Below are 17527 nucleotides of genomic sequence, written 5' to 3' on the forward strand. Positions count from 1 at the left end.
AGACGCCATCTGGTACTTTAATCGAGAGCCAAATCGTTTTATTTTAAGGATCCAAATGCGTTCACTTGCCGGAGATGTGATCAAGCATGCATTTAGCCAGCAGACTGACGAGAAGCTGCATCGTCGCCTGTATGCCGCCATCTGTAGCTGCATCCTTGAGGGGAACCTGAAACCCGCTACCCGCATGCCCCCTTCACGCGATCTGGCGAGTGAGCTGGCGTTATCACGGAATACTGTCCTGCGGGTTTACGAGCAGTTGCAGGCCGAAGGCTATATCTCCGCGCGCACCAGCAGCGGCACGTTTGTGACCGACAGCGTGCTGGACAATCTCGGCCAGGCCCCTAATAAACAACTGGTTTCACCTGCGACACATGAAGATCACACCAGTTTGTCCGCCCGTAGCCTTGAACTGCTAGGGCATGCCAGCGCCAGTCCCCGCCAGTGGGGGGCTTTTATTCCTGGTGTGCCGGATGTGCATTCTTTCCCGCATCGCACACTGAAAAAAATTCAGGATCGGTTGGCAAGGCGGCTACGCCCGGAGTTTCTCACCTACGATGCCACTGGTGGTTTGATTGAACTGAAAGAAGCGCTGGCGGACTATCTGCGCACCGCCCGCGGCGTACGCTGTACGCCCGATCAAATATTGATTACCGAAGGCATTCACCAGGCGTTAGATCTGGTAACCCGCTCGTTGTGTAATCCTGGCGATAATACGTGGATTGAAGAACCCGGTTACTGGGGAATAAAAAACATTCTGCGCATCAATGCTGTCAACTTTTCTGCCATCCCGGTGGATGAGCAAGGCATGGTTCCGCCTGCTTGCGTCGAACCGGCGCCGAAACTCATTTTTGTGACACCGTCACATCAATATCCGCTTGGCCCGGTAATGAGCCTTGGTCGACGGCGACAGCTACTCTATCAGGCACGTGAAACGCATAGCTGGATTGTGGAAGATGACTACGACAGCGAGTTTCGTTTTTCCGGCCAACCCATCCCGTCATTGCAGGGACTGGAAGAAGATGCTCCGGTTATCTATATCGGCACTTTCAGCAAGACCCTCTATCCGGCACTGCGGCTCGGGTACGTTGTGATACCCAAACCGCTTGCCGCCCCACTGATGAAGGTTCATAACGATCTCTATCGTGGTGGGCATCTCCTGATTCAGGCGGCGCTGGCTGAGTTTATTCGTGAGGGTTACTATGCGGCGCACATCCGTAAAATGCGCCAGTTATATAGCCGCCGACGCCATACGTTGGTAGAGCTCATCATCAGCCAGCTTGGTGAGGATTATCTGGGACCTTACAGCAGCAACGCCGGACTACATCTGATTTTACAGCTACCTGCGGGTACTGATGATAGCGCCATTGCCCAACAGGCCAACGCACAAGGTCTTCTGGTTCGCCCACTTTCGCGGTACTACGTGAAAGATGAAAAACGCAGCGGTCTGCTGCTGGGCTTTGCCAGTATTGAAGAACATGAGATGGCTGCGGCGTTTACCCGACTGGCGGGTATTATCAGGATAAACACCGAGTAAGCACTGCCGGATGGCGGTGCAAGCACCTTATCCGGCCTACGAATTACGCATTTTTGTAGGCCGGATAAGCGCAGCGCCATCCGGTATCATCGCACAGATTAATGTGAGGCTTTTTTAATCCCGGACAGATCTTCCTGGCTTATCTCACCATTACCCTCACCCCAGCTTTTACGCACGTAATTGATCACGTCGCGCATTTCGCTGTCGCTGAGCAACCCACTATAGGCTGGCATCTTAAAGGAGACATTCCCGCGTGTCGTCGGTGTTTCTGCGCCGTGGGCAATCACCCTGAACAACGGCGTTGGGTCGTCTACCATCACTAACGGGTTGTGAATGAGCGAAGGTGCATTATCATCGGTTCCTTTCCCTTCCAGACCATGACAGGTCGAGCAGTAGCGGTTGTAAGTCACTTTACCCGCTTCAGGCGAATTCGACCAGGAGGCCGTGACAGCTACTGTACGTGCCGGTTCCGTCTTCGCACTTTTCAGGCTCAACAGATATTGTGCAATCGCCGTGGCATCTTCGTGCGTCAAATACTGAGTGCTCTGGCTGACGACTTCAGACATCGATCCCGATACTGCAGCATGTTTGCTTTTCCCCGTCAGCAGCAATGACGTTAACGCCTGCTCAGACATCCCGGTTCCCCGTAGCGATGGCGCATACCAGCCGTCGATCATCGCCCCGCTCAGGTACTCAGCATCGGCATTGGTATAGGCTTTTTCGTTCATCGCCATCCCTCTCGGGGTATGGCATGACCCGCAGTGACCCGGACCTTCCACCAGATAAGCACCCCGTTTTACCCGCGCTGCCGCATCATCCGTTTTGTTGTCTTCAACAGCGGCAGTCGGCGCATCGGTAAACAACCAATTCCAGATATGCAGCGGCCAGCGGGCCGAGACAAGCCAGGGAATTGCGTTCTCTTTATTGGGCTCTGCTGACGGCTTAACATCATGCATGAAGTAGCTATACAGCGCCTGAACATCTGCGTCGGACAGTTTCGAGTAAGAAGGATAAGGCATCGCCGGGTACAGCGGATGACCGTCTTTGGCAATCCCCTGACGCACGGCTTTCTCAAAATCGTCGTAAGAATAGTTGCCGATACCGTGAGTCTTATCCGGGGTAATATTCGTCGAATAGATATCACCAACCGGCGTGGGGAACTTCTTGCCTCCTGCCATCGCCGCTCCGCCTTCCGCGGTATGGCATGCCACGCAGTCGGAGATCCTCGCGATGTACTCACCGTTAGATTCAGCGGCAGAGACAGAAGCAGTAAACAGGCAGGCGATTAGAACGGTTACATTACGCATAGATCACCCCATATCCTTGAGTTCATTGACCGCGCGCCATGCCTGATCGATAGCAGCATGAGCATAAGCGCTCCAGTCAGCATCAGAGTTAGCGATGGCAATACGTCCGATAGGTTTACGCGCCCGCTCAATAATCTCCGGCATTTTTTCCATATCGTCGAACAGTGAATTAGCGTAATACGCATAACCATGCGCCCAACGGTTAACGGTAATGGCCGCAATATCCCGTTGGTTGTCAAAACCGGTTGAGCCAAACATTTCCTGCAACTGAGAACGGATCATCTCTTCATGTGCGGCAAACGTGGTCCCCAGCAGATAAGCACGCCCCAAACGGAACTGCTCCCTCGCGGACAGATTACTGCCAGGATACGTGGGCACATAGACCATATGAATCACCATGGGCTCGTCCGGCGAGGCCGGGTGTTGATATCCGCCGATACTGACCGGATAGTCGAGCTTGATTCGGCTGTAAGGCGCGGCCGGTGAATAAAACTCATGCACACCCAGTTGCTTAAACGCTTGCCAGTTTTTGACCACCACATTGGTGTACACCAGCGGCGCCTTCACGTTCAGTTTGAGATCGGCCTGCTGCTGCTCCGGCGTTTCCGGTACCAGATACGGGATCATCATGTTATAGCCCGCCATAATGGCGTTCTTACCGCGCACGCGATGCAGTTTGCCGTCGCAAAGATACGTGACGGCAACGCCCCCCTCCACGTTCGCCGCATTTATCACCGTGCTGTTCAGGCGCAAACGCGTGGCGTTTTCCGGCAGGTCGAGCTTTTCATAATGCAGTCTGGCGAGGACAGAATCTTCCATGGTATTGCCCGGCAGCGCGTCCGGCACCATGTGTCTGACCAGCAACCGTGCCAGACCCGCATTGCCATCCGGGAAATGATAGACATAGGGTTCTTCGAGGTCGGCCAGCGATTCACCGTCCAGCGGCGGCAGCCCTAACGCTTCCATTCCCGGCAATGCGCACGCACGAGCATCACTACCGGATATGCCTTCAATACCGATGGCAAAGAAATCATTGGAACGCTGCTGAAAATAGAGCAGCGCCATTTTGCTTAAGCCAACCCTGGTGGAAAGAAACTCACTATAGCTGTGGGTATCCAGCCATTCCGTTTTCTCATCAACCGTCATCCCTGGAAGATAATCAACCGGACGCACGTGCAGATCGATCAGCGCTTTACGATCTTCCTCACTCAAGGGGAAGTCGTTGATAAAGTCTTCGATATTACGGCCATTGAGCCGATCTGGCGGAATATCATCGGATACCGCACGCCCCGGATCGCCGCTGACTATTTTCGTCTCACCAAAATTCTTTTTATCGAAGAAGACGCCGCGACTAAGCTGCCAGTCGGGGTAGAAATTAACGTCAAAACTCTTTTTCAACCGCGTGACGCTTACGCCGACGGTTTCCATTAGCTTATTCACTTCGGGGCTGAAATTATGCGCGGGTGACTGAAAGGCTTCACTCCCGCCATATCCGATCAGTTTTTTGCCTGCTGAGGAGAATTCGTTGCGTTTGGCGTGACCACCAAAATCATCATGGTTATCGAGGATCAGCACCTTGCTGTTTTTTCCGGCCAGTTCATGCCAGAAACAACCTGCGGCCAGTCCGCTGATACCGCCGCCCACAATCACCAGATCGTACTCTTCCTCTACGGGCAGAGCGCTTAAATCAAAGTGTTTATGTTCACGGCCTAACGCATGAGCCATTTCAAACGAACCCGGATGGTTACCGCGTAGCCCCGTTAACGCCGGCGGATAATAACTTCCATCAATAAATTCGTGCCCCTTTCCAGCCGCTCTGACCAGATCCAGAGGGGTCAGTCCCGCAGCGATAGTCACCGCCACGCCGTTGAGAAAATCACGTCGGGTAATTGCCATTACTTTGTCCTTTTGCCACTGACACATTGTCCTAAAAAACACTACAAATGAGAGGTTCCCCCTCGCAGATACAAGGAGGATACCGCCGACTACTTCACTGGCTTTAGCTCTTCATCCAGTTTTTTAGCGTCATAATAATCACCCTGCCAGGTGATTTTTCCTGCCTTAACATGAATATAGCTGACACCTTCAAATTTGATCGGATTATTTGTCGGCGGGCTTCCCGCCCATTCGCCGCTATTTTTACCCGAGAATTCCCAACGAAATGCCACGGTATCTTCATCAGCGACAGGTTTACCGACCATTTTCCAGGTCAGATCCGGAACCGCCTTAATAAATGCACCGATCACGTCTTTTTCAGCTTTTTCCCGGCCGGTTACCGGCTCCCCTGCGGCGGCATCGTAATAAACGGCATCGTCCGCCAGGTACTGCGCTGCCAGCGGCGCATTATGCGCATTCCATGCTGCCATATACGCTTTTACCGTGTTCAGCGGTGAGCTTTCTGCCAGGCTGAACCCTGAGAACATCACCAATGAAAGTACGGCTATTTTTAATGTTTTCATCGCATTACCTGTTATTCGGAAATATCACACATGATATGTTTCACCCGGGTATACTCATCGAGCGAATAAGAGGAGAGATCTTTTCCGTAGCCGGATTTTTTGAATCCACCGTGCGGCATTTCGGCGCACAGCGGAATATGACTGTTAATCCATACGGTGCCGAAATCGAGATCAATGCTGAAACGCTGCGCGCGACGGTGATTGCAGGTCCAGACGCTCGCGGCCAGGCCATATTCCACATCGTTCGCCTTGTGCAACGCATCTTCATCACCAGAAAACGACTGAATGGTCATTACCGGACCAAACACTTCGTGTTGAATGGCTTCATCGTGTTGATGCAGGCCGGAAATTATCGTCGGCTCAAAGTAGAAACCCGGCCCAGGCCCCGCACGACCACCGGTTTCAATTTTCGCATGTGCAGGTAAACGCTCAATAAACCCCTTCACCTGCTCAAGCTGATTTTTGCTATTCAACGCGCCATATAACGCATCCTGATCCTGCGGAGGACCAAACTTGATACTTTTCGTTTTTTGGATCAGTTTTTCCAGGAACGTCGCATAGACAGAATCTTCCACCAGGATGCGCGTGGCGGCAGTACAATCCTGTCCGCCATTGAAAAATCCTGCGGTAGTGATGGCAGTAATCGCCTTGTCCATATCGGCATCAGCGAATACGACGGCGGGCGCTTTGCCACCCAGTTCAAGATGGGCCTTTGTCAGGTTAGCTGCGGCTGATGCCGCAACCTGCAGACCCGCGCGTACCGAACCGGTAATCGACACCAATGAAGCCGTCGGGTTAGAAACCACCAGTGAGCCAGTACTGGCCTTGCCCAACACGACGTTAAACGCCCCTCGCGGAAATAAAGGTGCCGCCAGTTCAGCCAGGAGCAGCGTACTTACCGGGGTAGTATCGCTTGGTTTTAAAACCACCGTATTGCCAGCGGCAAGCGCCGGTGCAATCTTCCATACCGCCATCATAAACGGGTAGTTCCACGGTGTGACTTGTCCCACTATGCCCAACGGCTCACGACGAATCGTTGAGGTGAACCCGGCGGAATATTCTCCGGCGGCCTTCCCTTCCAGACAACGCGCTGCACCGGCAAAAAAACGAATCGCATCGCACGACGCTGCTATCTCTTCTTTTTCGATAAAATGACGCAATTGACCGGTTTCCTGGCTTTGCGCGTTGACCAGTCGTTCAACATTTTTTTCTATCTCATCCGCCAGTTGCAGCAGTGCTTTTTGCCGCTGGGCAGGTGTCGATTTTTTCCACATGTTAAATGCCGCCTCGGCCGCCGAGTAGGCAAGCGCCACCTCAGTCGCACCGGCATTAGGCGATAACGCGTACGTTTCACCGTCAACCGGACTCACCAGCTCAAACGTGTCTTCTGTGTTACCCGCTACATATTGCCCGTTTATAAAATGCTTCAGGGTTCTCATGCCTGTCTCCCGCCAATTAATACATAAAGAAGCTTATGTAATATATATATTGTAAAAATTTTTCAAATGCGCAACATTGACACTATGATAAGCCTCGCACTTTTAACTTAAATTTTACATTTTCAGGGTAAGGTTTTTCATCGTCAGCGCGCAGCGCGTTTTGACGCTATCGGGACACACATCCGCCTGTGCAGCGATGTTGCGCGTGGGCAGGTAAAATAACGCGGCCATTCTGACCTTTCGTGCCCCGCGGGCATGTGTTAAAAATGGTCGTTGTTTCAGGGAATTGAGTGCAGAAAAGATTATGATTACTCATGCGGTCATATTTGCGCCTATCGGGCAGGTCAGTCGTTCAGACCAGATAGTGCAGCGCCTTTCAAACGCCATTATTACCGGGTTGCTGGAGCCAAAAGAACAGTTGCCCAATGAAACCGATTTGGCAAAGATGATGGGTGTCTCACATATCACTATCAGAGAAGCGCTCAACACGCTTCGGGCTAATAATCTTATCCATACGGTTCGTGGCCGTAATGGCGGGAGCTTCGTTTGCGAGAATATTGATGGCAAAAATAGCGCCCTGCATCCGTTTAAATCGATCAGTACCGATTACCTTTCGGATTTAGGCGAAATGCATTGCGCCATTATCAGCCACAGCGCCAGGTTAGCCTCCAGACGCATGACCGCGGCGGATATTGCCAAATTTCGCGAGTTTGTAGACGTGCTGAGGAAAGCCGACTCACCGGAACTGATGACTCAGGCCGATATGCGTTGTTTGCTGGCAATTGCAGCCAGCTCTCATTCGGCACGGCTGGCCAACCAGGAGCTTCAGGTCCAGGCCGAGTGGGCATCACTGGTGGCAATACTCTATCGCGCTGACAATATTCATGCAGAAATTATTGCGCTTTATTCGGCGCTGGCCGACGCGCTCGCCGCCCATAACGAGACCGGGTCAGTCCAGTACGCCACGCAGATCATCGACACGTTTACCTATTACCTTATTGAAAAAAAGCTGAAATATAACTCGAACTGACAATCAGTGAAGGCAGGACAGACCATGAGCTCTTCGACAACCTTAAGCGCATTAATCCGTAAAATTGATGATATTACCGCCTCTACCGTAGAGTCTACCGTTGCGCTGGCGAGGAGCATTCACGAGGCCATTGCCGGTGTGCAAAAAGCTTCAGCCGAAGTTGTCCTCGACCCCGCTGTCAGATCAACGGTTCAGCAACACATCAAGAGCACACTGAACAACAATCACTACTGTTCAGGCGCAGGTTTCGCCAGCCATATTGCGAGTACAGCAACCACCAAAGAATATTGGCTGCTGGAATGGTGGTATAAGAAAGATAATGGATTGAGTCAGGCACATCTGGATTTGGATCAGGCGACGCAACAGCGGCTGGATTTCAGAACCTTTGAGTGGTTTAAGCATTCGCCTCCGGCAGGTGAAGCGTATATTCATGGCCCGTATGTCGACTATATCTGTAACATCTCCTATACCCTGACCTCAGCGGTGCCGGTTTACTATCATGATCAGTTCCTCGGCGTGGCCGCCGTCGATCTGCTGGTCAGTCAGATAGAAGCCGAACTGCTCTCCTGCCCTCACCCTGATTATGTCATTCTGACCAATCTGGAAAACCGGATCATCTTTTCCAGTTGGCCGCGCTTTCGCGTCGGTGAATTATTGTCACCGGCGCACAGCACGGTGGTGTATCAAAGCGACTACTTTATCCTTTATCACTACCAGAAAGGCTGAGCGTTACCTGATAAAGATGCCAGCGTCATATCCGGCGCGCAAAACGTTCGAAACTAAGGGCCCGAAGGCCCTTAGTTTTAGTTATCCTGCCCCATATTGAGCTTCGTGGCGTAGGCAATAGCATCGTTTTCCGGTGCAGCCGAGCGGCCAAACGGTCGGGTAAGGAACATGTAGATCAATCCTGAACCGACCACAATCGCCAGACCAAACAGGACTGTCCAACGGTCGATGAAATCACTGCTGTCAGCAGGCTGTGCCAGTAACCAGATCCCACACAGGCCGTAAGCTAGTGCCAGCACGTTGACAATCACGCCCCAACCGCCAATCGTCCACTCTCCGGCGGGTTTCCAGCCTTTCAGGCGTTGACGCAGCGCGGCCAGTACCACCATCTGGAATGAAATATAAATACCGATAACTGCAAATGCGGTGATACGCGATAAGTTATCTGGCTGGAAATAGACCCAGACACAAATGATAACCGGCAACACACAGCTGACGACCATGGCATTATCCGGGACACCATTTTTAGAAATTTTGGCCATCCACTCACTGCCCGGCAGCATTCTGTCACGAGAGAAAGAAAAGATAAGACGACTTAATGCCGCTTGCAGAGACAGAATGCACGACAGCATCGCGATAATCGCGACGATGATAAAGACCGTCGCCCCGGTTTCCCCCAGCGCTTCATTGAGGATTGCCGGGATCGGATCGGCGGTTTTACCATTCACGATACTCACCAGGTTCGGTGACGCCAGCAGATAGCCCATGACGGAGATAATGGCGGAGATCGCGCCAAACACGATACTTAAAATCATGGCTACCGGGATTTTTTTGCTTGGATTTTGCACTTCCTCTGCCACGTTACCGCACGCCTCGAAGCCAAAGAACATGAACAGGCCCATCAGCGCGGCGGACATAAAGGCGGTGGAATAACTTCCGTCATGCGCCAGTACCCCCATCGAATCAAAGATGACGGAGAAAGGCTGTGAGCGGTGGAAAATCAGCAGGTAAATACCCAGCGCAATCACGCTGACGATTTCACACCAGAAACCAATTTTGGCGACCCTGGCCAGATTCCTGGTCCCGGACATATTGACGGCCATCATCAAGAGCAGCAGCAAGACGGAGGTCACCAGCATGGTGGCGGGTGTCTGGCCATAATGAAAGAGTGATTCCACAAATGTTGATGTGTATTCCGCGATCGAGGTAATCGTCACCACCAGCGCCCACAGGTAGATCCAGGCGGCGATCCACGCATATTTCTTCCCCCACAACCTTCTCGCCCAGGGATACAGTCCCCCGGTGATCGGATATTGAGACGCAACCTCACCAAACACCAGGGCGACTAACAACTGCCCGCACGCGACGATCAATATCCACCACACAGCGGGTGGTCCCGCCAGCGTCACTGCCAACGCGAACAGCGAATAAACGGCGGTGAGCGGCGACAGGTAGGTAAAACCCAACGCAAAATTTGAAATAAGCCCGATCGAGCGGTTGAACTGTTCTTTGCCATCTTTTTGAAAATTATCGTTTTTCTTATCAGGTGTCTGTTCCATATTGCTTTCTCTTTTGTGGAATAGTCGCAGGGTTGAACAATTAATGTATAAAAGATATTAAGTTATATGTATAGTGATTTTGTCGCATATTTGTTAAAACAAATCGCACATCACGTTCCTGAATAAACAAGGGTTCGACTCGATTTAATAACATTCAATTAACATAACGAGTGAATGACGAGAGGTTTTCAGCGTTGGAGGCCTGGACGCTGATGTCGCGCGGGGCACGGGAAAACGCGCACGCCGTTGAGCAGCACCGTCTGCTGCTGGAAGCGAACCGCCATCTGTGGGATACGCTGCCGGAAAAATACGCTGACCTGGTATAAGAACGTGCTTAGTAGCAATAATCGCTGCTGTTCAGCAACATTTTTGCAATATAATGGAATGATGTTAAACGCTGAACCTGGCAGGTGAATGATGGAAATTGATCTCGATAATCTGGTCTTTGATGGGCTGGAAGAAGCGCAAGAGCGTAATGCTGAACGTCTGGAAGATGCGGACAAAAAAGCGCAGGAAATTATTGCTGATAACGACTGCGGCGATGCCTGCAAAATCTAATTTCTGAACCGGCGCAATGCCGGTTTTTTTTCTAGTCAGCCTGCGCTTCACGCCGTATAACGTAACGCTTCAATCAACTGTGCAAAGGCCGCGGTATGTTGTCTACGGCTGGGATAGTACAGATAATAACCGGGAAAAGGTTCACACCAGTCTTCCAGCACTTTTTCCAGCGCCCCTTCTGCTACCGCCTGTTCGACGGTATCTTCCGGTACAAATGCCAGGCCCATGCCCGAAATTGCCGCACTGATACGCGGTGGAAGATTGTTAAAAATAAGCTGCCCTTCTACCCGCACCCGGAGATCCTGCCCATTTTTGGCAAACTCCCAGGCATACAGCCCGCCGAGGGTCGGCATGCGCATATTGATGCAGTTATGCGTCTGTAGATCGTGGGGGGTTTGCGGTTTGCCATGGCAGGCAAAATAGGCGGGTGACCCTACCACGACCATGCGCCAGTCGGGACCGATCCTGACAGCAACCATATCTTTGGCCACCTGCTCACCGAGCCTGATACCGGCATCATAGCGTCCCGTCACGATATCCGTCAGGCTATTGTCGATGGTCATTTCCACATTTACATCAGGATATGCCTGCAAAAACGGCTGTAGTGCAGGCCAGACGGTCGATTGCAACGCATGTTCCCCGAGCGTCAGACGGATATTACCCGCCACACGCTGGCGACTATCGGTTAATGCCAGTAGCTCCGTTTCAATGTCATCGAAACGCGGACTGATACTGTTGATAAGCCGTTCACCGGCTTCGGTTGGCGCGACGCTTCGCGTGGTACGGGTCAGCAGCCTGACATCCAGTCGCTCCTCAAGCCCGCGAATGGCATGGCTTAATGCTGACTGCGAGACCCCTAGCTTCGCTGCGGCGCGGGTAAAACTGCGTTCACGGGCGACGACAATGAGATAATAAAGATCGTTAAAATTATCACGCAGCATGCTTGTTCCCAATCCAGACCTGTTTTGTCGTATGTTACAGGTCAGAATGGGGATTCAGTAGTATTTCTGCTTATTTTGCACACTTCATTCCAGTACATTTCGCGCGTCAGGCGAAGTTCAGCGTGTTGTTTTATCACGGAACCACTCCGGATCAATGTTGGCGATATCCACCCCATACAGGCTGGCGACAGGAAGAACAGACTCCACAACACGCTGAAGATTTCGTTCCGCACTATGTTGTGACGTCTGTGGATGTCGATTCTTGATACGCAACCAAAGAAATTTAACTCCGTTCATCTTCTCCGCCGCCTCTGTCTGTTGGACACAACGTATTCCAACGCAGAATGCGTAAAAAATGAAATGCGAATTTTTGCCAACGTTGTGCACTATTTTGCATTTCAGTTTTTCATTATTTTCACCCGTAATTAACACCCCTTTCACTAATATCATTTTGTATATAGATAAGAATTTTTTCTTATTTGGTCACCGCCGCAAGTTATGGGAGCGTAAAAAGCACAAACCAAAACAACAGGGATTCAAAGAAAATGATGGCAACGAAAATTCACAGCACAAAAAAAACATGGCTGGCACTCAGTGTCCTGCTGGCGTCAGGCATTGCCGCGTCAAACGCGCAGGCCGATCAACTGGCCGATATCAAAGCCGCAGGTGTGGTAAAAATCGCCACCTTTGACGCCAATCCACCGTTCGGCTCCATTGATGCAAAAACGCATAAGATTGTCGGCTACGACGTTGATTTCGCTGAAGCGCTGGCTAAATCACTTGGCGTTAAACTGGAACTGGTCGCCACCAACCCGGCTAACCGTATTCCGTTATTGCAATCCGGTAAGGCCGATTTAATCGTAGCGGATATCACTATTACACCTGAGCGTGCACAGGTTATCGATTTCTCCGCCCCTTACTTCGTTACCGGGCAGCAATTCCTCGTTCCGGCAAAATCCCCGGATAAGCTTGATGACTACAGCAAGGCGCGTATCGGCGCGGTGAAAGGGACGACAGGTGAGCAGGCATTGCATCAGCGTTTTCCACAATCACGTGTGCTGGCCTATGACGATATTCCGCTGGCATTAACCGCACTGCGGAATGGTAATGTCCAGGCGATCACCCAGGACAGCACCATTCTGGCCGGGTTGTTGGGCGGTGCGCCTGATAAAGCAGATTTCAAAATTTTGCCCGACCTGTTGAGCAAAGAAGAGATTGGCGTGGGTGTAAAAAAAGGCGAACCTGCGCTGTTGAAGGCCGTGAACGACGAGTTATTAAAGCTCGAGTCTACCGGGCAGGCAGCCAAAATTTATGATGTCTGGTTTGGTCCGCAAACCAAAAACCCGCAGCCCCGCGCCTTCAAAATAGAAGCGAAGTAATATGCTCTCAGGCCTTTTTAATCGTCCCGCAGCTTCGGCTGCGGATTTTACGCATCTGCGCCAGGCGCGTGTTGAACTGCGTAATGTCATAAAACACTATGACAATCATACCGTGCTTAACGGCGTCAGCCTGTCGGTTGAACCGGGCGAAGTCGTCACCATTCTCGGACCTTCTGGCTCAGGAAAGTCGACGCTTATTCGCCTGATCAACCAACTGGAGTCACTGAGCGGCGGCGATATTTTTATTGATGACAAACCCATCGGTCAGCTGCGCGGCCCCGCATTGCGTCAGCTTCGTAGCCGAATTGGCTTTGTGTTCCAGCAATTCAATCTCTACACCCACCTGACGGCACAGCAGAACATCACGCTGGCGCTGGAATATGTTCACGGTTGGAAAAAAGCGGATGCTGAGCAACGGGCACTTGCACTGCTGGAACAGGTAGGATTGGCCGAGAAAGCCGATGCGTACGCCGCCCAACTTTCCGGCGGACAGCAACAACGTGTTGCCATCGCCCGTGCACTGGCCTCCTCGCCGCAAATCATCCTGTTCGATGAACCCACCTCCGCGCTGGATCCAGAAATGATCGGCGAAGTGTTGCAGGTCATGAAGAGTCTGGCCCATAGCGGCATCACCATGATTGTCGTGACCCATGAAATGCATTTCGCCCGGGAAATTGCCGACCGCGTGGTGTTTATTGATGGCGGCGATATTCTCGAAGTCGCGCCTCCTGAGACATTTTTCACTCGCCCTCAGCACCCCAGGACGCAACGTTTTCTGAAAAAAGTGCTCGACCCGTTACACCAGGAGTCATCGTTATAATGCATGCAATGGACTGGCAGGGGGTGCTGAGCGGGCAACCTCTGCAATGGATAATCTCCGGTTTTCTGACCACGCTTTGGGTCACGCTAGCCGGCGTGGTACTGGCCACGGTATTTGCCATCTTTCTGCTCAGCCTGCGCCTGACAGGACACCGCTTTGCGGCCACCGTGGTCAGCGTGTGGGTCTCAGTTTTTCGCAATACGCCTTTACTCGTTCAACTGATGTTCTGGTACTTCGCTGCATGGAATCTCCTTCCTCGCGACGTGATTACCTTCATTAATGCGGAACACGCCTGGTCCATTCTGCCGGGGGATGTCTGGTGGTTAACGCCGGAGTTTCTCTGCTCCGCATGGGGGCTGGGTGTCTTTACCTCGGCCTTTCTGGTCGAAGAGGTCGCCTCCGGTTTACAGGCTGTGTCTGGCGGGCAGCGCGAGGCAGCCATCGCACAGGGGTTTTCGTCATGGGCGACTTTCCGTCACATCCTGTTCCCTCAGGGGCTGGCAAATGCCTGGCAGCCAATCGTGGGGCAATATCTTAATCTGATGAAGCTGTCTTCATTAGCCAGCGGCATTGGCTTTGCCGAACTGACGTACCAGGTGCGGCAAATAGAAAGCTATAACGCCCATGCGCTGGAAGCCTTTGCCGTCGGCACGGCACTCTACCTGTTGACCGGTATTGTGCTGGGGATGTTGTTAACCCGTCTTGGCCCTGTACCTGCAGCAGGTAAACCGTTGGCGCGTAAAACACGCATTTTTCGTTTCAGGAGCCTACAGCATGATCGCTAATATTTCGGTTATTACCGACAATCTGGACTACCTCCTGTGGGGGCGGGTCGCAGAGGGTCAACCGGGGGGCGTTCTGCTCACGCTGTTGATGGCGATTGGCGCAGCAGCACTGGCTCTTCCGGCCGGGATCGCACTCGCCTGCTGCGCCTGGCGTTTTCCTGGAGCGATACGCAAGGGGCTGTTTATCTGGGCAGAGTTTATTCGTGGTATTCCGTTAATCTTCGTGATTTTCTGGATGTGGTATCTGTTGCCCATGCTCACAGGCAGTGATTTACCAGGAGCGATAACCGTCACGCTGGCATTGGCCTGGTTTACCGCCGCCTCAGTGATGCATTCCGTGTACGCCGGCATGACTGCGCTGCCAGGCGGTCAGTATGATGCGGCAGTCGTTCAGGGATTTAGCCCACTCCAGGCGCTCGGGTTCATTCTGTTGCCGCAGGTTCTGCGCAACGTACTCCCCTCGCTAACGGGGATTTTTATCGGGCTACTCAAGGATACGTCGCTGGCGTTTATCGTCAACGTGCCTGAGCTCACGACGGTGGCGGGTCAGGTTAACAGCCGGGTACAAATTTACCCGGCGGCCATTTTTGTCTTTACCGGACTGGTCTATTACCTGCTGTGCTTTAGCCTGGAGAAGATCACTCAGCGTCGGTTCGCGTTGAAATAGCACCACGGCTCAACATGCCACAAACTGATGGTCTTCGTTGAGCCGATACTTCACCCCTGCGCGAATGTTATTTTCCCCCTCAATAGCCACCGCAAAGCGCATTCTCTTACCGTCGTGATAGGCAAGCGCCGCGCACCCGCCGGGGCCGAGGATTATCGAATCGACCACGCCAGTACTGGCAATAACCGTGTTTTCTCCGTTGGCCATGATCTGCACGTTGTCCGCGCAGTTGGCGATTTTCGACTCTGCGCCAAAACTGGCTATCTGGGTTAAATCACCGCTGCTGGCGATACGACTTCTGTCACCCAGCGAACTGATGCGCACCCGCATCCCCGTGCTGGCCATTCGTGTACCGTCTCCCACACTACTGACACGGGTGGAATTTCCCGCGATGGCAATACGACCACGCTCACCGGAGCTGGCAACATGAGCGTTATAACCCACGCAGCCAATACGTGCGCTGTAACCTGCGCTGGCAATCTGCGCAGCATACCCGGCGCTGACGATTTTAATGTTATCGCCCGCGCTACCGAGACTGTCACCATCAGCCGCGCTCGCCAATTGTTTACCGTTGTCGTCTGCCGTCTGCGGACAGACAACACGGCCCATCGCACAGATATCCTGCTGGACAAAATTCTCTTCATCCTGCCATCTTGACCAACCGTATTCTACGAGGCTATCTGCCCAGTCACTATACCCTTCCTGCTGGAGTGCACGGTGCACCTCCGCGTAGCTGCCTCCCTCAGGAAACGCACGCAGAAACCAGCGATACATCACGGGCCCGACGCGCCAGGCCCGTAAGTCACCACGAGTAATCATCATCTCTTAATGCCGGTGATAGCCATCCACCATGCACTTAAAGGTTTCGCCCGGTGTGCGTCCTGTCGTGCAGAGATAAAGATGTCCAAAAATGAAAAACACGCTCACGATCGCCAGCGCAAAGTGCGCCTGCAGCAACCAGTAACGTACGCCAGGGAACAGATCGCCCACAGCCTGTGGGTACAGGGATAGCAACCCGGAGATCAGCAGTAGCGGCAGCAAACCGTACATCACGCCGACATACGCTGCCTGCTGTAACGGATTGAATTTCGAACGCGTTGATGCCGGGAATGGATGCGCTTCGCCCTGCATAATGCCAAACAGATAGAATCGCGTCTGCCTCTGCGCCCGGCTGATCCAGCCCTGACGCTGAATAATATAATGATGACCGTTCCCCCCAATCAGGTTAATCAGGACAAAACCAATCCAGCAGGCAAGCAGCAAAAAGCCACATACCTCATGCACAGTCAGCAGGCTTTTCATCACTGGGGCACTGACCGCGGTGAAATGGTTTAGCAGGCCGCTGGCCAGCAGCAGCAGAAATAACAGCGCATTCGACCAGTGCCACAAACGGACCGCTTTCGAGTATAAATAGACCTTCTCTCCGTGTCCTGCCGACGCTTTATTCGCTGAACGAAAGCGCAACATTGCGTGGAGCGCCAGCACCAGCCACATCCCCACCAGCATTAACCCGGCGAAAACCAACCAGACGGGCCAGTAATCCGGCGAAAACATCGGGACGTACTGCGCAAGCTGTGCGTGAAACTGTTCGGCATTCTGCGACGCGTTCATACATTATCCTTTTTAATCAAATGTTGACCGAACCGACGATACAGATGGGGCTTCCCGGCGCCTGCAAGTTGATATTCGTAGTACTTGTTTTCCCGCAACCAGGTCTGAATTTCCGGGCTGTCCTCACGGCCAAAAATCAACGCGTGTTCTGGACAAGAATTGACGCAAATTGGCGGGAAACCTTTCGCCAGACGTGATTCTGCGCAGAAGTCGCATTTATCTGCCACTTTGGTTTGTGGGTTGAGATAGCGTACCTGATACGGGCATGCGCCAATGCAGTAACTGCAGCCGATACAACGAGAGGTATCGACGCGCACAATCCCGTTGTCATCTCGCCAGGAAGCACCGGTAGGACACACCTCAATGCAGGGGGCATCGTCACAATGCTGACAGGACTGACGAAAATAGTGATACAACGTTTCGTTATCGTTATCCGTTACCGGGATATGGGCTATCGATAAACGGCTCCCCTGAACAGGAACATGATTCGTTTTCCTGCACGCTCGGGCGCAAATATTACATCCGTTGCACAATGATTCGTCGTGGATCATGACATAACGAACGTCTTTAGTACTCTTCGTACTCGCTAACAGGTTTTGGCCTGGGCCGGTGAAAAAAATCACCGTCCCCATGCCAATGACAAATTTTCGTCGGGTGAAGGACATCGGGTTATCCTCTAATGCTGTGACAGTGATCGTCCACACGTTCCATG

At 52.4% G+C, this 17527-nt stretch carries 18 protein-coding genes; 8 read left to right on the top strand and 10 right to left on the bottom strand.

All coding sequences use genetic code 11. From position 1 onward, the window contains the following. Nucleotides 1-55: 55 nt before the first annotated feature. Nucleotides 56-1534, top strand: a complete 1479-nt coding sequence (locus FDX19_RS14860) for a PLP-dependent aminotransferase family protein (protein WP_137383299.1) — start codon at nt 56-58, stop codon at nt 1532-1534. Between the two features lie 98 nt (nt 1535-1632). Here FDX19_RS14860 and FDX19_RS14865 read toward each other — a convergent pair whose 3' ends face one another. The 4 genes from FDX19_RS14865 to FDX19_RS14880 all read right to left on the bottom strand — a co-directional run bounded on the left by FDX19_RS14865 (nt 1633) and on the right by FDX19_RS14880 (nt 6739). Further along, complete coding sequence (locus FDX19_RS14865) at nt 1633-2841, bottom strand: cytochrome c (protein ID WP_137383300.1); 1209 nt, start codon at nt 2839-2841, stop codon at nt 1633-1635. 3 nt (nt 2842-2844) lie between these two features. Then, on the bottom strand, nt 2845-4737 hold the full coding sequence (locus FDX19_RS14870) for an FAD/NAD(P)-binding protein (protein WP_137383301.1): 1893 nt from the start codon (nt 4735-4737) through the stop codon (nt 2845-2847). Between the two features lie 89 nt (nt 4738-4826). Further along, nucleotides 4827-5300, bottom strand: a complete 474-nt coding sequence (locus tag FDX19_RS14875; protein WP_137383302.1) for an ester cyclase — start codon at nt 5298-5300, stop codon at nt 4827-4829. 11 nt (nt 5301-5311) lie between these two features. Further along, nucleotides 5312-6739, bottom strand: coding sequence for an aminobutyraldehyde dehydrogenase (locus FDX19_RS14880; protein ID WP_137383303.1), 1428 nt, complete (start codon nt 6737-6739; stop codon nt 5312-5314). Between the two features lie 304 nt (nt 6740-7043). On the opposite strand from FDX19_RS14880, the gene FDX19_RS14885 reads away from it, so the two are divergent. Together FDX19_RS14885 and FDX19_RS14890 are read left to right on the top strand one after the other, a co-directional pair. After that, nucleotides 7044-7769 carry a FadR/GntR family transcriptional regulator gene (locus tag FDX19_RS14885; RefSeq protein ID WP_040233767.1) on the top strand — a complete coding sequence of 242 codons (726 nt, stop codon included), beginning with the start codon at nt 7044-7046 and terminating at the stop codon, nt 7767-7769. 24 nt (nt 7770-7793) lie between these two features. Further along, a complete protein-coding gene (locus FDX19_RS14890) occupies nt 7794-8495 on the top strand; it encodes a cache domain-containing protein (protein WP_137383304.1) in 702 nt (233 codons plus the stop codon). Between the two features lie 77 nt (nt 8496-8572). On the opposite strand, the gene FDX19_RS14895 is transcribed toward FDX19_RS14890, so the two are convergent. Beyond that, nucleotides 8573-10054: an APC family permease gene (locus FDX19_RS14895; RefSeq protein WP_137383305.1), complete on the bottom strand. Its 1482-nt coding sequence runs from the start codon at nt 10052-10054 to the stop codon at nt 8573-8575. 417 nt (nt 10055-10471) lie between these two features. Between FDX19_RS14895 and FDX19_RS14905 the strand changes: the two genes are divergently transcribed. Next, nucleotides 10472-10612 carry a hypothetical protein gene (locus FDX19_RS14905; RefSeq protein WP_003832695.1) on the top strand — a complete coding sequence of 47 codons (141 nt, stop codon included), beginning with the start codon at nt 10472-10474 and terminating at the stop codon, nt 10610-10612. 47 nt (nt 10613-10659) lie between these two features. Here FDX19_RS14905 and FDX19_RS14910 read toward each other — a convergent pair whose 3' ends face one another. Together FDX19_RS14910 and FDX19_RS14915 are read right to left on the bottom strand one after the other, a co-directional pair. Then, nucleotides 10660-11553: a LysR family transcriptional regulator gene (locus tag FDX19_RS14910; RefSeq protein WP_137383306.1), complete on the bottom strand. Its 894-nt coding sequence runs from the start codon at nt 11551-11553 to the stop codon at nt 10660-10662. A gap of 117 nt (nt 11554-11670) precedes the next feature. Next, complete coding sequence (locus FDX19_RS14915; RefSeq protein WP_137383307.1) at nt 11671-11850, bottom strand: hypothetical protein; 180 nt, start codon at nt 11848-11850, stop codon at nt 11671-11673. Between the two features lie 248 nt (nt 11851-12098). Between FDX19_RS14915 and FDX19_RS14920 the strand changes: the two genes are divergently transcribed. Genes FDX19_RS14920 through FDX19_RS14935 form a run of 4 tightly spaced genes read left to right on the top strand, consistent with a single transcriptional unit; the run spans nt 12099 to nt 15204 of the window. Further along, a complete protein-coding gene (locus tag FDX19_RS14920) occupies nt 12099-12932 on the top strand; it encodes an ABC transporter substrate-binding protein (protein WP_137383308.1) in 834 nt (277 codons plus the stop codon). Nucleotide 12933: 1 nt separating this feature from the next. Next, complete coding sequence (locus tag FDX19_RS14925; RefSeq protein WP_137383309.1) at nt 12934-13752, top strand: amino acid ABC transporter ATP-binding protein; 819 nt, start codon at nt 12934-12936, stop codon at nt 13750-13752. Next, on the top strand, nt 13752-14537 hold the full coding sequence (locus tag FDX19_RS14930; RefSeq protein WP_137383310.1) for an amino acid ABC transporter permease: 786 nt from the start codon (nt 13752-13754) through the stop codon (nt 14535-14537). The genes FDX19_RS14925 and FDX19_RS14930 overlap by 1 nt, the downstream gene beginning before the upstream one ends. Beyond that, nucleotides 14527-15204: an ABC transporter permease subunit gene (locus tag FDX19_RS14935; RefSeq protein ID WP_137383311.1), complete on the top strand. Its 678-nt coding sequence runs from the start codon at nt 14527-14529 to the stop codon at nt 15202-15204. The genes FDX19_RS14930 and FDX19_RS14935 overlap by 11 nt, the downstream gene beginning before the upstream one ends. A 9-nt stretch (nt 15205-15213) precedes the next feature. On the opposite strand, the gene ydhT is transcribed toward FDX19_RS14935, so the two are convergent. From ydhT to FDX19_RS14950, 3 genes are read right to left on the bottom strand one after another with little or no spacing between them, the layout of a single operon-like run. Further along, nucleotides 15214-16026, bottom strand: coding sequence for a protein YdhT (ydhT, locus tag FDX19_RS14940; RefSeq protein ID WP_137383312.1), 813 nt, complete (start codon nt 16024-16026; stop codon nt 15214-15216). 3 nt (nt 16027-16029) lie between these two features. Next, the gene (gene phsC, locus FDX19_RS14945) at nt 16030-16815 is read right to left on the bottom strand and encodes a thiosulfate reductase cytochrome B subunit (protein ID WP_137383313.1); all 786 of its coding nucleotides are present in this window, start codon (nt 16813-16815) and stop codon (nt 16030-16032) included. Continuing rightward, nucleotides 16812-17480 (bottom strand): 4Fe-4S dicluster domain-containing protein, encoded by a 669-nt coding sequence (locus FDX19_RS14950; RefSeq protein ID WP_137383451.1) that lies wholly within the window; start codon nt 17478-17480, stop codon nt 16812-16814. The genes phsC and FDX19_RS14950 overlap by 4 nt, the downstream gene beginning before the upstream one ends. Nucleotides 17481-17527 lie beyond the last annotated feature (47 nt).

It is taken from the genome of Citrobacter sp. wls619 (assembly GCF_005281345.1).
GTDB lineage: Bacteria > Pseudomonadota > Gammaproteobacteria > Enterobacterales > Enterobacteriaceae > Citrobacter.

Bases quoted from the DNA above. Each gene is read 5' to 3' on its own strand.
- FDX19_RS14935 (WP_137383311.1), top strand. From the start codon at position 14,527: ATGATCGCTAATATTTCGGTTATTACCGACAATCTGGACTACCTCCTG.
- FDX19_RS14930 (WP_137383310.1), top strand. From the start codon at position 13,752: ATGCATGCAATGGACTGGCAGGGGGTGCTGAGCGGGCAACCTCTGCAA.
- FDX19_RS14920 (WP_137383308.1), top strand. From the start codon at position 12,099: ATGATGGCAACGAAAATTCACAGCACAAAAAAAACATGGCTGGCACTC.
- phsC (WP_137383313.1), bottom strand. From the start codon at position 16,815: ATGAACGCGTCGCAGAATGCCGAACAGTTTCACGCACAGCTTGCGCAG.
- FDX19_RS14870 (WP_137383301.1), bottom strand. From the start codon at position 4,737: ATGGCAATTACCCGACGTGATTTTCTCAACGGCGTGGCGGTGACTATC.
- FDX19_RS14895 (WP_137383305.1), bottom strand. From the start codon at position 10,054: ATGGAACAGACACCTGATAAGAAAAACGATAATTTTCAAAAAGATGGC.
- FDX19_RS14915 (WP_137383307.1), bottom strand. From the start codon at position 11,850: ATGAACGGAGTTAAATTTCTTTGGTTGCGTATCAAGAATCGACATCCA.
- FDX19_RS14880 (WP_137383303.1), bottom strand. From the start codon at position 6,739: ATGAGAACCCTGAAGCATTTTATAAACGGGCAATATGTAGCGGGTAAC.
- FDX19_RS14910 (WP_137383306.1), bottom strand. From the start codon at position 11,553: ATGCTGCGTGATAATTTTAACGATCTTTATTATCTCATTGTCGTCGCC.
- FDX19_RS14905 (WP_003832695.1), top strand. From the start codon at position 10,472: ATGGAAATTGATCTCGATAATCTGGTCTTTGATGGGCTGGAAGAAGCG.
- FDX19_RS14860 (WP_137383299.1), top strand. From the start codon at position 56: ATGCGTTCACTTGCCGGAGATGTGATCAAGCATGCATTTAGCCAGCAG.
- FDX19_RS14925 (WP_137383309.1), top strand. From the start codon at position 12,934: ATGCTCTCAGGCCTTTTTAATCGTCCCGCAGCTTCGGCTGCGGATTTT.
- FDX19_RS14885 (WP_040233767.1), top strand. From the start codon at position 7,044: ATGATTACTCATGCGGTCATATTTGCGCCTATCGGGCAGGTCAGTCGT.
- FDX19_RS14875 (WP_137383302.1), bottom strand. From the start codon at position 5,300: ATGAAAACATTAAAAATAGCCGTACTTTCATTGGTGATGTTCTCAGGG.
- FDX19_RS14865 (WP_137383300.1), bottom strand. From the start codon at position 2,841: ATGCGTAATGTAACCGTTCTAATCGCCTGCCTGTTTACTGCTTCTGTC.
- FDX19_RS14950 (WP_137383451.1), bottom strand. From the start codon at position 17,480: ATGTCCTTCACCCGACGAAAATTTGTCATTGGCATGGGGACGGTGATT.
- ydhT (WP_137383312.1), bottom strand. From the start codon at position 16,026: ATGATGATTACTCGTGGTGACTTACGGGCCTGGCGCGTCGGGCCCGTG.
- FDX19_RS14890 (WP_137383304.1), top strand. From the start codon at position 7,794: ATGAGCTCTTCGACAACCTTAAGCGCATTAATCCGTAAAATTGATGAT.